The organism is Sphingomonas phyllosphaerae 5.2, from assembly GCF_000419605.1.
Taxonomy (GTDB): Bacteria; Pseudomonadota; Alphaproteobacteria; order Sphingomonadales; family Sphingomonadaceae; genus Sphingomonas; species Sphingomonas phyllosphaerae_B.
Window position 1 is genome coordinate 3577043 of sequence record NZ_ATTI01000001.1, and the last position, 13339, is coordinate 3590381.

Below are 13339 nucleotides of genomic sequence, written 5' to 3' on the forward strand. Positions count from 1 at the left end.
GCCTAAGCGCCTGAGGCCGGAGCGGCAACGGTTTCATCGCGGACCGCTTTTCCGCGATAGGCCTGCACGTCGAGCGCGGCGCCGAGCAGGAAGGCGTAGACGCTGAGCCACAGCCACGTCAGCGCGACGATGATCGCGCCGAGCGAACCATAGGTCGCGCCATAATTACCGAAATTTGCGACGTAGATACTGAAGCCGGTGGTCGCGAGCAGCCAGACGATCGTCGCGGTCACCGTCCCCGGCGTCGCCCAGCGCAAGCGCGCGCCGTGGCGGTACGGTCCGAAGCGGAAGAGCAGCGAAGCGCCGGTTATGACGATCATCGCCAGCAACAGGTAAGTGGCGATGCGGATCAGCGCGAGCACGACGCCCGGGAACCACGGGATCAACGTGCCGACGAACGCCACCACAGCGCTGGCAGCTATGCCGAGAAATATCAGCAGGATACCGCCGATCACGATCGCAAACGAGGTGAGCGTCCAGATGAGGAAACTCCGCTTCTCCTTGACCTCGTAGGCGACGTTCAGCGCAGTCATCATCGCGGTCGCAGCCTTGCTGCCGCCGTACAGCGCGATCACCAGTGCGATCACCAGCCCCAGCCCTTTGCGCCCCTGCGACCCCGAGGTGACGATGTCGAGCTGCTGCCCGATCAGCGACGCGACGTCGCCAGGCAGCATCGTGAACAACTCGCGAATATCCTGCTGCACCGACGCCGCGTCCGCGAACAGCCCGTAGGTAAAGACCGTGACCGCGAGGATCGGGGCGATCGACGAAATGATATAGAACGCCGCGCCGGCGGCGATCAGACCGAGGTTGTCATCGTTGGACGCGGTGTAGGCGGATTTCATCTGCCCCCACCAGTCACTTCGGAAGGCACGCCACAGGTCGGCGGAGGACAGGTCGATCTTCATTACGGAGGCGAACGCAGCGGGAGCGCGGAGGCTCCCGGCGGTTATGTCGTTTTGCGTCCATCGGCGCGCGTCACCGTGCGCAGGTGGCGGCCTGAGTCAGACCGTGAAGCTCTCTCCGCAGCCGCACGCACCCTTGGCATTGGGATTCGCGAAAACGAACCCGGCGGTGAAATCGTCCTCGACCCAGTTCATCGTCGAGCCGATCAGGTAGAGGATCGAGCCGCCGTCGACGAACAGGATGCCGCCGGGGGTCTCGATACGTTCGTCCATCGGCTTCGCCTCGCTGACATAATCGACCGAATAGGCGAGCCCCGAACAGCCGCGGCGCGGGGTCGACAGCTTCACACCGATCGCCCCATCCGGCGCGCGCGCCATCAGGTCGGCGATGCGCGCCTCGGCCGCCGGGGTGAGCAACAGCGGCGCGGGACGCGCGCGGAGCGTGGTGGCCATCACAGCATTCCCAATTCAAGCCGCGCATCGTCGGACATCTTCTGCGGATCCCACGGCGGATCCCAGACGAGGTTGACGTCGGCAAAGGCGATCCCGGGCACCGCCGCGACGCGCATCTCGACCTCGCCGGGCATCGACTCGGCGACCGGGCAATTCGGCGTCGTCAGGGTCATCGTGACCGCGGCGTGGCCGTCCCCGGTCACCTCGACGCCGTAGATCAGCCCGAGATCATAGATGTTCACCGGAATTTCGGGGTCGAAGATGTCCTTCAACGCGTCGATCACCGATTCGTACAGCGCGCCGCCGGGTTCGTGCGCCGCATCACCAGTCGCTGGCTTTTGTGCAAGGAAACCAGACAGATAGTCGCGCTGACGTGGTCCGCCCGCCTGCTCCGAAGCAATTTCCGGTGCATCGGACACCTGCGCACGCGGCGGCTTTTCTACCGCCTCCACCGTTTCGCTCCTGACGGATTCGCTCATCCGAAAATCCTTTTCACTCGCTCGATCCCGGCCACCAGCGCCGCCACGTCATCGGGCCCGTTATAGACCGCGAAGCTGGCGCGCGCCGTCGACTCCACGCCCAGCGCCGCCATCAACGGCTGCGCGCAATGATGCCCGGCGCGGATCGCGACCCGGCTCTCGTCCAAGATGGTGCCGATGTCGTGCGGATGCACCCCCTCCATCACGAAGGAGACGATCCCGGCGCTGTCATCCGGCCCCAGCACGCGGATCGAATTGATCCGCGACAGTGCCGCGCGCGCTTCCGCGACCAGCGCGGTTTCGTGCGCATGGATGCGATCGAGCCCGATCGCCCGCACGTAATCGACCGCCGCGGAGAGCCCGAGTGCGCCGACGATATGCGGCGTCCCCGCCTCGAATCGGGTCGGCGCGGGGGCATAGGTGGTGCGTTCGAACGACACGCGGTCGATCATCGATCCGCCGCCCTGGTACGGCGGCATGGCGTCCAGCAACTCGGCCCGCGCCCACAGCACGCCGATCCCGGTCGGCCCGTAGAGCTTGTGCCCGGAAAAGACGTAGAAATCACAACCGAGGGCGGCGACGTCGACCGCGATGCGCGGCACCGCCTGACAGCCGTCGATCAGGATCTTCGCGCCTACCGAATGCGCGATCTCGCTGGCGCGTGCCACGTCGAGGACCGAGCCGAGCACGTTCGAGACGTGCGCCAGCGCGACAAGCTTGTGTTCCGGCCGGATCATCGCCGCCATCGCATCCAGGTCGATACGATGGTCGGCGGTGAGCGGAACGACGTCGATCGCGGCGCCGACGCGCTCGGCGACCATCTGCCACGGCACGATGTTGCTGTGATGCTCCAGCATCGACAGCAGGATGCGGTCACCGGCGTTCAACGTGACGGCCGCGTGGCATTGCGCGACGAGGTTGATCGCCTCGGTGGCGCCGCGCACGAACACGATCTCGTTCGCGGGCGCGCCGATCAGGTCGCCGATGTTGGCGCGGGCGGCCTCGTAAGCGAGCGTCATGTCCGCGGAACGTTGATACACCCCGCGGTGGACGGTAGCGTAGGTCGTATCGTAGCCGTGCGCGATCGCATCGATCACGGCGCGCGGCTTCTGCGCGGTGGCGGCGGTGTCGAGATACGCCCAACCCTCCGGGATCCCAGGGAAATCGGCGACCATGTCGAGCGGGCGGTCGAGCCCGAGCGCAGTGTCGGTCATGAGCGCGATCCGCGGTTTCGCGCGCGGATGTTGGCAAAGGTGGTGCCAAACGCCGTGCGCGGAGAAAATGAAGCGCGCGGGGTCACAGTGCGCTCTCCAGCCAGGCATCGGCGTCGGCGGCGAACGCCTCGCGCACCGTCTCGTCACCGATGCGGTCGATCGCGTCGGCCACGAACGCGCGGGTCAGCAGCGCCTTCGCGCGCGCGGCGGGGATGCCGCGGCTTTCCATGTAGAACAACGCGCGGCGATCCAGCTCGCCGACCGTCGCGCCGTGCGCGCACTTCACGTCGTCGGCGAAGATCTCCAGCTCCGGCTTGAGGTTGACGGTCGCGGTGCGGTGCAGGAGCAGCCCGCGCAGACTCTGTTCGCCGTCGGTCTTCTGCGCATGGCGCGCGACCTCGACCGCGGCGGCGAGGCTCGCCTGCGACTGGTCGGCAGCGACTGCGCGCCAGAGCTGGTGCGACTGTCCGTTGGGCTGCGCGTGGCGGACGCGGACCGCGCATTCCTGCCGCAACCGGTCGCGGGTGAGCAGCGCGCCGCCATATTCCGCGTAACCGCCCTCGCCCGCCAGCGTGATCGCGGCGTCGATGCGCACGCCGTGGTCGCCGGCGGCCAGCATCGTGCCGACCAGGCTGGCGCCCTCGCCAAGTTCGGCTTCGTCACGCAACGACACGAAGCCGGCCGCCTGCGTCATGCGGACGGCGCGCATCAGCCGCGCGGCCTTGCCGAGGCGGATACGGGTGTTGCGGTTCGACCAGCCGGCGCCGACGAACGTCTCCACGACCTGCGCGGAGGTATCGGCGCCCAGCACGATCTCGGCGGCGAGATGGTTTTCGGCACCGGTCGCGACGTGCACGACCTGCACGGGGTGTGCGACCGCCTGTTCGTCGAGGTGGAGAGACCAGCCGGTGGTGGCGCGCTTGCCGAGGGCGTGCTCGCCCGGGGTCAGCGGGCCGACCCGGACGCGGTGCAGCTCGCTGGCGGCGTCATCGAGGACGCCATCGACGAACAGCAACTTCGCCCCGGGCAGGTCGAGGAATTGCGCGTCGGGGCGCGTGATCGCACCCAGCGCGGCGGCGGCGGCGATCCCGCCGAGGTCCGCCCAGCGCCACGCTTCCTCGCGGGTTGAAGGGAGGTCGAGGGTCATGCGGCAGCCTCTGCATAGCCCTGCCGCTCCAGTTCGTGCGCCAGTTCCGGCCCGCCCGAACGCGTGATGCGGCCATCGGCGAGGACGTGGACACGATCGGGCTGCACGTAATCGAGCAGCCGCTGATAGTGGGTGATGAGCAGCACCGCCTTCGTCGGCTGGCGCATGATGCGGTTGATGCCGTCGCCGACGATGCGCAGCGCGTCGATGTCGAGCCCCGAATCGGTTTCGTCGAGGATGGCGAAGGCGGGATCGATGATGCCCATCTGCACCATCTCGTTGCGCTTCTTCTCGCCGCCGGAGAAGCCGACGTTGACCGGGCGCTTGAGCATGTCCTGCTGGAGGCCCAGCGCGTCGGCCTGCGCGCGGGCGATCTTCAGGAACTCGGCGCCCGACAGCGGCTTCTCGCCGCGGCTGGCGCGTTGCGCGTTGAGCGATTCGCGCAGGAACTGGACGTTCGAGACGCCGGGGATCTCGACCGGATACTGGAAGCCGAGGAACACGCCGGCGGCGGCCCGCTCGTGCGGTTCCTTTTCGAGAAGATCCTCGCCGTTGAACGTGACGCTACCGGCGGTCACTTCGTAGCCGGGGCGCCCGCCGAGCACGTAGCCGAGCGTCGACTTGCCCGCGCCGTTCGGGCCCATGATCGCATGGATCTCGCCCGCGTTTACTTCGAGCGAAAGGCCCTTGAGGATTTCCTTGCCGTCGATCTCGGCGTGCAGGTTTTCGATTTTCAGCATCAACTTCTCAACTATGAATGTTCGTGAGTACGGCGACGCTTGCCACCCAGCCCGCCACGCCACCAATCACCGAATGCAGGGGCCAGCGGCCGCTGCGGTCGATAAGGAAGGACAAGCTGCCAACAACAACCATCAGCACCGCGGCAAGCGGCACCGCAAACCATAAGTCACGATCTAGCGCCACGGCCGCTAAAAGCGCGGCACCGATCGGCAGCGCGGGCAACAAGACCGGTTGGAGCGAGCCAAGCCGATTCACCCAACGCTCCCCTCGAGGCTGATTCCCAACAGCTTCTGCGCCTCGACCGCGAACTCCATCGGGAGTTGCTGCAGGACTTCGCGCGCGAAGCCGTTGACGATCAGCGCCACCGCCGCCTCGGCATCCAGACCGCGCGACATCGCATAGAACAGCTGGTCCTCGCTGATCTTCGACGTAGTCGCCTCGTGCTCGATCTGCGCCGACGGGTTCTTCACCTCGATATACGGCACGGTATGCGCGCCGCACTGATCCGACAGCAACAGCGAGTCGCATTGCGTGAAGTTGCGGACGTTCTCGGCGGTCGGCGCGACGCGGACGAGGCCACGGTACGTGTTGTCGCTGCGCCCGGCGCTGATCCCCTTCGAGACGATCGTCGACTTCGTGTTCTTGCCGAGGTGGATCATCTTCGTGCCGGTATCGGCCTGCTGGCGGTTGTTGGTGACCGCCACCGAGTAGAACTCACCGACCGAGCCGTCGCCCGCCAGCACGCACGACGGATATTTCCACGTGATCGCGCTGCCGGTCTCGACCTGCGTCCACGACACCTTGCTGTTGCGGCCCTGACACAGCGCGCGCTTGGTGACGAAATTGTAGATGCCGCCAACGCCGTTCTCGTCTCCGGGGTACCAGTTCTGGACGGTCGAATATTTGATCTCGGCATCGTCGAGCACGACCAGTTCCACCACCGCCGCGTGGAGCTGGTTCTCGTCGCGCATCGGCGCGGTGCACCCCTCCAGATAGCTGACGTAGCTGCCCTTGTCAGCGACGATCAGCGTGCGTTCGAACTGGCCGGTATTTTCCGCATTGATGCGGAAATAGGTCGACAATTCCATCGGGCAACGCACGCCCTCGGGTATGTAGACGAAGGTGCCGTCGGAGAAGACCGCGCTGTTGAGCGTCGCAAAGTAATTGTCGCGCTGCGGCACGACCTTGCCCAGCCACTTGCGGACAAGGTCGGGATATTCGCGAATCGCCTCGCTGATCGAACGGAAGATCACGCCCGCCGCTTCCAGTTCCTTGCGGAAGGTGGTGGCGACCGACACGCTGTCGAACACCGCATCCACCGCGACGCGGCGCTGCGGGGTCTCACCGTCGTCGACGCCGGCGAGCATCTTCTGCTCCGCGATCGGGATGCCGAGCTTTTCGTAGACGCGCAGGATTTCCGGATCGACCTCGTCCAGCGACCCCAGCTTCGGCTTCGCCTTGGGTTCGGCGTAATAATACGCATCTTGATAGTCGATCGGCGGCACGTTGAGTTTCGCCCAGTCCGGCGCCTCAAGCGTCTGCCACAACCGGAACGCCTTCAGGCGCCAGTCCAGCATCCATTCCGGCTCGTTCTTCTTGGCGGAGATATAGCGCACCGTATCTTCGCTCAGCCCCTTGGGCGCGAAGTCCTGTTCGATGTCGGACGAGAAGCCCCATTCATAGGTCTTCGCGACGGCGGCGTGCGCTTCGGCGTTCTTGGTGGCCATGATTATGCCTCAACCTTCATCTGCTGCTGCGCCACCGGCGCGTCTGCGGCGAGTTGCGCCAGCGTGATCCCCGCCAGCGCACCGCGCACCGCCTGGTTCACCGCACTCCAGTGCGGCTTCACCCGGCAATTTCCTTCGATCGCGCAATCGTGATTTGCGGCATCCACGCACGACGTCATCGCGATCGGCCCCTCGACCGCCTCGACGATGTCCGCAAGCGTGATCGACGCCGGCGGGCGCGAGAGGCGGATGCCGCCGCCCGTACCACGCGCGCTGTCGATCAGCCCGGCCGCGGCCAGCTTGCTGACCAGCTTCTGCGCGGTGGGCAGCGGCACACCGGTTTCCTCGGCGAGCACGGTCGCATTCTGCCGCGCCAGGCCGCCGCAATGCCGCGCCGCGGCGCCGAGCAGCACCACCGCATAATCGGTCAGGCTGGATAGCCTCATGATTTCTGGTGCATCACTTGCGAACCACTCTCAAATCGGATCGAATCGTTCCGATTGGCAGATGGTCGTTCGCGCACGCGAAATCAACCGCGCACAAAAAAAGGGCCCGGCGTGACGCCGGGCCCTTCAGGTAAAGTGGCCTCCTTTCGGAGGCCCTTCGGGTCGCACCCCTGCTATGCCAATGATTCGCCACGCTGGATTGGATGGATGCGACATCGGCACCAGCAAGATTTACAATTCGCCGGGCTTGATCTTGTGCGATGCGGTCGCGAAACGCCGAAGCATGGCCGACCTGTTCTCCCGCCTTGCGCGGTCGCTCGATCCCGAAACCGCGCATGTGCTGGCGATCCGGGCGCTGGGCGGCTGGGGCACGCTGCACGCGCCGCTTGCGGGCGCGATACCGCGGCTTGCGATAACCGTGGCAGGCGTCAGCTTTCCCAATCCGGTCGGGCTGGCGGCGGGGCTCGACAAGGATGCGCGCGCGATCACCGGGTTGATGGCGCTGGGCTTCGGCTCGGTCGAGGTCGGCACGCTGACCCCGCGCGCGCAGCCCGGCAATCCTAAGCCGCGGCTGTTCCGGCTGGTCGAGGACCGCGCCGTCATCAACCGCATGGGGTTCAACAACGGCGGGCTGGCGGCGGGGATCGCGCGCGCGCAGGCGGCGGACCGGCGCGGCGGCGTGCTGGGGATCAACGTCGGCGCGAACAAGGACGCGACCGATCGCGTGGCGGATTATGTCGCGGGCGTCGCGGCCGCGGCACCGATCGCCGATTATGTGACGATCAACGTCAGCTCCCCGAACACGCCCGGGCTGCGCGACCTGCAACAGGGCGCGGCGCTGACCGAATTGCTGGCGGCGTGCGGCGCGGTGCGCGGGGCGACGCCGCTGTTCCTGAAGATCGCGCCCGACCTGGATGCGGCGGGGATCGACGGGGTCGCCAGGGCGGCGATCGACGGCGGCGTCGATGCACTGGTGATCGGGAACACCACGATCTCGCGACCGGCGCTGCGCAGTGCGCATGGCAGCGAGACCGGCGGGCTTTCGGGCGCACCGCTGCGGACGCTGGCGGCGGACAAGCTACGCGAAGTGCGCGCGGCGACCGGCGGGCACGTGGCGTTGATCGCGGCGGGCGGGATCGACAGCGGCGCGGAGGCGTATGCACGGATCCGCGCCGGCGCGAGCCTTGTGCAGCTGTATTCCGCGCTGGTCTATGATGGCCCGGGGCTTCCGCGACGGGTGGTCGCGGAACTGGCCGAATGCCTCGCGCGCGACGGGTTCGCGAGCGTGGCGGCTGCGGTGGGGGCTTAACTACCGCGTGCGTTCGCGGGCATTCGCGCCAGGCCGTCGGTGCGCCCGCCGCCTTCAGCGCACGTTAGTCTCCGCGGATCCGACGCACCTGCTTCCGTATGTACGCGATCTGGGTCTGCGAAAGGTCGCCGTCGTTCCGGGCGAGCATCATCTGCACCTCGGCGCGTAGCTTGTCCGCCGCCGCGATCTTTTGCCGCTTCATGGTCGGCGTAACGATGTTCCCGGTGATGGACACTGGTTCCAAGCCAATCATTGGCGTGTAGGGAGTATCGAGAGTGCCGCCGAACCCAAGCCATTGGGCGGATGCAGGGGCCGCCATCGCAATGGCGATCGCGGGGACAAGGAGAAGGCGCATCACGGTCCTTTCAGTCTTAATCTGTTTCACAAGATAACGCGCTGCGGCCACCGGGTGTCAAGCATTTCGGCATAACGTTCAAGTCAAAGCGCCGCCCTGCCGGTGCGCTGGCAGTGCAGCCTCCGATGCGGTGACACCAGGAGCGCGTCCAAGTCAGCGATCGGAAACGACAATCATGATCCGGCGTTGAAAACCCGTGCGGCATGACTGCTCGATGATCGAACCGCAGCCAGCCGCGGCGGCGTGGCGCCTGTCGCGCCCGACTGCCGCTTGCATGTCGGCAACCAGCTGGCCGCGAATCGCGCCGAGCGGGCGCCGAGCGGCCGACAACGTCCCCCCGCACACGCACCTGACCGGTGTCGGGTCGGCGATGACGACTCAGCGTACGACGGGCGCCGGCTCGATCGCCACCTTGCCTTCGCGGCGCGGATCGTAGCCGCCGTCCAGCCGGCCGTCGCGCAGGATGATGCCGTGCAGGCCGGAGTCCTCGCCCTGCCCGGGCCGCACGACGATGCCGCGCGCCGCCAGCCCGTCGCGCACCGCCGTGGGAATGCGGTTCGCCTCGCCCTGGAAACTGTCGCCGCGCGCGATCAGGTTGGGAAGCGCCAGCGCCTGCTGCATCGGCAGCTTCCAGTCGATCGCCGCCACCGCCGCCTTGCCGACATAGGCGAGGATCGCGTTGCCCCCGGCCGAGCCGAGCGCGCCGACGAAGCCGCGCCCGGCATCGAGCAGCAGCAGCGGCGTCATCGACGAACGCGGGCGCTTTCCCGCCGCCACGGCATTCGCAGCCGGCCGACCGGCGGCATCGCGCGGGCTGAACGAGAAATCGGTCATCTGGTTGTTGAGGAAGAACCCGTCGACCATCCGCCCCGACCCGAAGATCGATTCGACCGTGGTGGTGATCGACACGACGTTGCCGCGCGCATCGCCGACCACGAAATGCGAGGTGCCAGTCGGCTCCAGCGTACGGTCGGCGGCGGGCATCGTCGCGCCGGCGGGCGTGCCGGGCGCGGGCGCCGGGCCGGCGCGTGTCCCGATCAGCCGCGCACGCTGCGCGAGATAAGCCGGGTCGAGCAGACCGGCGACGGGCACGTCGACGAAGGCGGGATCGCCGACATAGCGATCACGATCGGCGTACATCAGCCGACTGGCCTCCGCGAACAGGAACCATGCCTGCGGATCGTCGGCACCGCGCGCGGCGATATCGGTGCGCTCCAGCAGGCCGAGCAGTTCCAGCAACCCGACCCCGCTGGCAGGCGGCGGCGGCGCGCAGACCAGCAGCACGCGGTACGGCGCGCACACCGGTGCACGCACCAGCGGGCGATAGGCGGCGAGATCGCCGAGCGTCATCGTGCCGGCGAGCGGCCCCTGCGTCACCCGCGCGACGATCCGCCGTGCCGTGGCGCCGGTGTAGAGCGCGTCGGGGCCTTCGCTGGCCAATCGTCCCAGGAAGGCGGCGTAGGCGGGGTTGCGCAACCGGTCGCCGGCGCGCAGCAACCCGCCGCCGGGGCGCGCGAAATAGGCGCGCACGTCGGGCGCGCCGAGCTCTGCGTACGTGCCCGCGAGGAAGCGGCCGAGCCGTGGCGACACGAGGAAGCCGTCACGCGCGGTGCGCTGCGCATCGGCGAACAAGGTCCGCCACGGCAGCCGCCCGTGCTCCGCCTGCGCCAACGCCAGCATCCTGACCGCGCCGGGCACACCGGTCGCGCGCCCGCTGAGCACCGCCTGCGCGAACGGCAGCGGGCGACCGCCGTCGTCGAGGAACATGTCCGGCGTCGCGCCGGCCGGGGCCGTCTCACGACCGTCGTAGACGCGCACCTGCCGCGCCGCGGCATCGTACCAGGTCATGAACGCGCCGCCGCCGACGCCCGAGCTTTGCGGCTCAACCAGCGACAGCATCGCCTGCACCGCAACCGCAGCGTCGACTGCCGAGCCGCCACGCCGCAGAACCGCCATGCCGGCGTCGGTAGCGAGCGGGTTGGCCGCGACGACGAAGATCTGCGCCGGGCTGGACGGCGTCGCGGGAGCGCTGGCGGAAGCAGCGGCGGGGGTGGGCGCCACGGCGGCGCGCGGCGTGGCACAGCCCGCCGACCATGACAGCGCCGCGCCGAGAAGAAGAATGCGCATGCGCATGGTGCCGTATCCCGTGCCGATCATCGTGCCCGCGATAGCGGCGCCGCCGGGCACCGTCCATGCTGGCGCCCTCGTACGGCGGTAGCGGCGGCGCAGCCCGGCGTCCATGCTGGCGCGGCGCCTAAATCCTTGGCATGGTGAAGCGAAAAGCGCGACACGCGCGGCCAAGGAGAGGAGCGGCACCATCACCCGACGGCTCGAACATTTCCCCAATCTGGTCACGATGTTCTTCACCCGTGCCGCCGAGAAGGGCGATGCGCCGTTCCTGTGGCACAAGCAGGACGGCGCGTGGGTGGCGACGAGCTGGCGCGAAGCCGCCGAGACGGTCGCACGGCTGGCCACCGCGCTGCGCGCCGTCGGGCTGGAGCGCGGCGACCGGGTAATGCTGGTCGCCGAGAACCGTCCGGAATGGTGCCTCTCGGATCTGGCGATCATGGCCGCCGGCTGCGTGACGGTGCCGACCTACACGACGAATACCGAGCGCGATCATCAGCACATCATCGAGAATTCGGGCGCGAAGGCGGTGATCGTCTCCACCGCGAAGCTGGCCAAGGTGCTGATGCCCGCGATCCTGCGCTCGATCCGCCCGCAGATGCTGATCGGCATCGATCCGATGCGGCTGGGGCAGGCGGCGATCGACGTCTACGACTGGCGGACGCTGGTCGACGCGCACCCGGCCGATGTCGGGACCGTCGCCGCCGCGGCCGATTTCGCGCGCAACGATCTGGCGTGCATCATCTACACCAGCGGCACCGGCGGCGCGCCGCGCGGGGTGATGCAGCATCACGGCGCGATCCTGCACAATGTCGCGGGCTGCTCCGCGGTGGTCGCGGAGGATTTCGGCTGGGGCAACGAGGTGTTCCTGTCGTTCCTGCCGCTGAGCCACGCCTACGAACATACCGGCGGGCAGCATTTCCCGATCGGGATGGGCGGACAGATCTATTACGCCGAGGGGATCGAGAAGCTGGCGGCGAACATCGAGGAAGTGCGCCCGACGATCATGTTCGTCGTGCCGCGGCTGTTCGAAGTGCTGCGCACGCGCATCTCGAAGGCGATCGAGCGGCAGGGCGGGCTGTCGGCACGGCTGCTTGCCGCCGCGCTGGACGTCGGCACGAAGCGTAACGCCGGCACGCTGCGGCTGCTCGATCGGCCACGCGCGTTGCTGGTCGACACGTTGTTCAAGCCGAAGATCGCAAAGAAATTCGGCGGGCGGATGAAGGCGATGATCTCCGGCGGGGCGCCGCTGACTCCGGAGGTCGGCGTGTTCTTCCAGTCGCTGGGGGTCACCTTCCTGCAAGGCTATGGCCAGACCGAGGCGGCGCCGGTGATCTCGTGCAACCGCCCCGGCGCGGGGGTGACGATGGACTCGGTCGGCCCGCCGCTCGCCGATACCGAGGTGAAGATCGCCCCTGACGGCGAGATCCTGGTACGAGGTGAGCTGGTGATGCACGGTTACTGGCGCAACGAGGGCGAGACCGCGCGGGTGTTGCAGGATGGCTGGCTACACACCGGCGACATCGGCGAGATCGATGGCGGCGGGCGCATCCGGATCACGGACCGCAAGAAGGACCTCATCATCAACGACAAGGGCGAGAACGTCGCACCGCAGAAGGTCGAGGGGCTGCTGACGCTGCAACCGGAGATCGGGCAGGCGATGATCACCGGCGACCGACGGCCGCACATGGTGGCGGTGCTGGTGCCGGATGCCGACTGGAGCACGGATTGGGCGAAGGCGAACGGGCGTGGCGCCGCGGCGCTGGCGGAGGACCCGGCCTATCGCAGGGCGGTGCAGGCGGCGGTCGACCGCACCAACGCGATGCTCTCCGCCACCGAGCGGGTGCGGCGGTGGATCCTGGCGGACGAACCGTTCGGGATCGAGAACGAGCAGCTGACGCCGAGCCTGAAAATCCGGCGGCATGTGCTCAAGCAGGTCTATGGGGCGCGGCTGGACGGGTTGTACGGGGCGAGTGGGTAGACGCGACCTCCGACAGCCTTCGCCCCTGCGCAGGCAGGGACCCATGGCTTTCGCCGTTGACGCTAGCGCAGAGATCGATCCGCAGCGCTGTCTGACCCGGCAGCAGCGACACCCCCGTCTGCGCAGGGATGACAGTTACATGTTGATCTCGTTCCACAGATCACGCCAGTCGGAATTGGCGCTACCGATCAGGTTCAGCTTCCATGCGCGCTTCCACTTTTTCAGCGCGTTCTCGCGGGTGATCGCGTTGAGCATCGTATCGTGGCGTTCGACATACGCGAGCCGGGTCAGGGCGTGTTCGCGGCAGAACTCGGAACCCTTTCCCTCGCGGTGCTGGAGGATGCGGGCGGCAAGGTGTGCGGTGACGCCGATGTAGAGCGTACCGCTTGGCCCGTTGGTCATGATGTAGACCCAGGCCGTTGGCGGCAACTCACGACGGTGAAAGGCATCGGCCC

14 protein-coding genes are annotated in these 13339 nt (G+C 67.7%); 2 read left to right on the forward strand and 12 right to left on the reverse strand.

What is annotated here, in order from left to right:
• Positions 1 to 2: 2 nt before the first annotated feature.
• From SPHPHY_RS20525 to SPHPHY_RS0117080, 9 genes are all read right to left on the reverse strand, one after another.
• A complete protein-coding gene (locus SPHPHY_RS20525) occupies positions 3 to 908 on the reverse strand; it encodes a YihY/virulence factor BrkB family protein (protein WP_022687898.1) in 906 nt (301 codons plus the stop codon).
• Between the two features lie 96 nt (positions 909 to 1004).
• Positions 1005 to 1358: a HesB/IscA family protein gene (locus SPHPHY_RS0117050; protein ID WP_022687899.1), complete on the reverse strand. Its 354-nt coding sequence runs from the start codon at positions 1356 to 1358 to the stop codon at positions 1005 to 1007.
• Complete coding sequence (locus tag SPHPHY_RS0117055) at positions 1358 to 1837, reverse strand: SUF system Fe-S cluster assembly protein (protein ID WP_022687900.1); 480 nt, start codon at positions 1835 to 1837, stop codon at positions 1358 to 1360. The genes SPHPHY_RS0117050 and SPHPHY_RS0117055 overlap by 1 nt, the downstream gene beginning before the upstream one ends.
• Positions 1834 to 3051 carry an aminotransferase class V-fold PLP-dependent enzyme gene (locus SPHPHY_RS0117060; RefSeq protein ID WP_022687901.1) on the reverse strand — a complete coding sequence of 406 codons (1218 nt, stop codon included), beginning with the start codon at positions 3049 to 3051 and terminating at the stop codon, positions 1834 to 1836. Before SPHPHY_RS0117060 ends, SPHPHY_RS0117055 begins: the two co-directional genes overlap by 4 nt.
• 82 nt (positions 3052 to 3133) lie before the next feature.
• Positions 3134 to 4198 (reverse strand): SufD family Fe-S cluster assembly protein, encoded by a 1065-nt coding sequence (locus SPHPHY_RS0117065; protein ID WP_022687902.1) that lies wholly within the window; start codon positions 4196 to 4198, stop codon positions 3134 to 3136.
• Positions 4195 to 4938: a Fe-S cluster assembly ATPase SufC gene (gene sufC / locus SPHPHY_RS0117070; RefSeq protein WP_022687903.1), complete on the reverse strand. Its 744-nt coding sequence runs from the start codon at positions 4936 to 4938 to the stop codon at positions 4195 to 4197. Before sufC ends, SPHPHY_RS0117065 begins: the two co-directional genes overlap by 4 nt.
• 7 nt (positions 4939 to 4945) lie before the next feature.
• Positions 4946 to 5194 (reverse strand): hypothetical protein, encoded by a 249-nt coding sequence (locus tag SPHPHY_RS22090; RefSeq protein ID WP_156025128.1) that lies wholly within the window; start codon positions 5192 to 5194, stop codon positions 4946 to 4948.
• Complete coding sequence (gene sufB / locus SPHPHY_RS0117075; RefSeq protein ID WP_022687904.1) at positions 5191 to 6666, reverse strand: Fe-S cluster assembly protein SufB; 1476 nt, start codon at positions 6664 to 6666, stop codon at positions 5191 to 5193. The genes SPHPHY_RS22090 and sufB overlap by 4 nt, the downstream gene beginning before the upstream one ends.
• 2 nt (positions 6667 to 6668) lie before the next feature.
• Complete coding sequence (locus SPHPHY_RS0117080) at positions 6669 to 7112, reverse strand: RrF2 family transcriptional regulator (RefSeq protein ID WP_022687905.1); 444 nt, start codon at positions 7110 to 7112, stop codon at positions 6669 to 6671.
• 283 nt (positions 7113 to 7395) lie between these two features.
• Here SPHPHY_RS0117080 and SPHPHY_RS0117085 point away from each other — a divergent pair, with 283 nt between their 5' ends.
• Positions 7396 to 8421 carry a quinone-dependent dihydroorotate dehydrogenase gene (locus SPHPHY_RS0117085; RefSeq protein ID WP_028057064.1) on the forward strand — a complete coding sequence of 342 codons (1026 nt, stop codon included), beginning with the start codon at positions 7396 to 7398 and terminating at the stop codon, positions 8419 to 8421.
• 64 nt (positions 8422 to 8485) lie between these two features.
• On the opposite strand, the gene SPHPHY_RS0117090 is transcribed toward SPHPHY_RS0117085, so the two are convergent.
• Positions 8486 to 8776, reverse strand: coding sequence for a hypothetical protein (locus SPHPHY_RS0117090; protein ID WP_022687907.1), 291 nt, complete (start codon positions 8774 to 8776; stop codon positions 8486 to 8488).
• Between the two features lie 378 nt (positions 8777 to 9154).
• A complete protein-coding gene (locus tag SPHPHY_RS20530) occupies positions 9155 to 10903 on the reverse strand; it encodes a gamma-glutamyltransferase family protein (protein WP_196802186.1) in 1749 nt (582 codons plus the stop codon).
• A 229-nt stretch (positions 10904 to 11132) separates the two neighbouring features.
• Between SPHPHY_RS20530 and SPHPHY_RS0117105 the strand changes: the two genes are divergently transcribed.
• Positions 11133 to 12884, forward strand: a complete 1752-nt coding sequence (locus SPHPHY_RS0117105; RefSeq protein ID WP_022687910.1) for an AMP-dependent synthetase/ligase — start codon at positions 11133 to 11135, stop codon at positions 12882 to 12884.
• A 135-nt stretch (positions 12885 to 13019) separates the two neighbouring features.
• Here the strand turns inward: SPHPHY_RS0117105 and SPHPHY_RS0117110 are convergent, their stop codons facing one another.
• Positions 13020 to 13313, reverse strand: a complete 294-nt coding sequence (locus SPHPHY_RS0117110; protein WP_022687911.1) for a GIY-YIG nuclease family protein — start codon at positions 13311 to 13313, stop codon at positions 13020 to 13022.
• Positions 13314 to 13339 lie beyond the last annotated feature (26 nt).

Excerpts from the sequence above, each read along its gene's own strand:
- SPHPHY_RS0117060 (WP_022687901.1), bottom strand. The coding sequence starts at position 3,051 with ATGACCGACACTGCGCTCGGGCTCGACCGCCCGCTCGACATGGTCGCC.
- sufC (WP_022687903.1), bottom strand. The coding sequence starts at position 4,938 with ATGCTGAAAATCGAAAACCTGCACGCCGAGATCGACGGCAAGGAAATC.
- SPHPHY_RS0117055 (WP_022687900.1), bottom strand. The coding sequence starts at position 1,837 with ATGAGCGAATCCGTCAGGAGCGAAACGGTGGAGGCGGTAGAAAAGCCG.
- SPHPHY_RS20525 (WP_022687898.1), bottom strand. The coding sequence starts at position 908 with ATGAAGATCGACCTGTCCTCCGCCGACCTGTGGCGTGCCTTCCGAAGT.
- SPHPHY_RS20530 (WP_196802186.1), bottom strand. The coding sequence starts at position 10,903 with ATGCGCATTCTTCTTCTCGGCGCGGCGCTGTCATGGTCGGCGGGCTGT.
- SPHPHY_RS0117085 (WP_028057064.1), top strand. The coding sequence starts at position 7,396 with ATGGCCGACCTGTTCTCCCGCCTTGCGCGGTCGCTCGATCCCGAAACC.
- SPHPHY_RS0117105 (WP_022687910.1), top strand. The coding sequence starts at position 11,133 with ATGTTCTTCACCCGTGCCGCCGAGAAGGGCGATGCGCCGTTCCTGTGG.
- SPHPHY_RS0117090 (WP_022687907.1), bottom strand. The coding sequence starts at position 8,776 with ATGCGCCTTCTCCTTGTCCCCGCGATCGCCATTGCGATGGCGGCCCCT.
- sufB (WP_022687904.1), bottom strand. The coding sequence starts at position 6,666 with ATGGCCACCAAGAACGCCGAAGCGCACGCCGCCGTCGCGAAGACCTAT.
- SPHPHY_RS0117080 (WP_022687905.1), bottom strand. The coding sequence starts at position 7,112 with ATGAGGCTATCCAGCCTGACCGATTATGCGGTGGTGCTGCTCGGCGCC.
- SPHPHY_RS0117050 (WP_022687899.1), bottom strand. The coding sequence starts at position 1,358 with ATGGCCACCACGCTCCGCGCGCGTCCCGCGCCGCTGTTGCTCACCCCG.
- SPHPHY_RS0117065 (WP_022687902.1), bottom strand. The coding sequence starts at position 4,198 with ATGACCCTCGACCTCCCTTCAACCCGCGAGGAAGCGTGGCGCTGGGCG.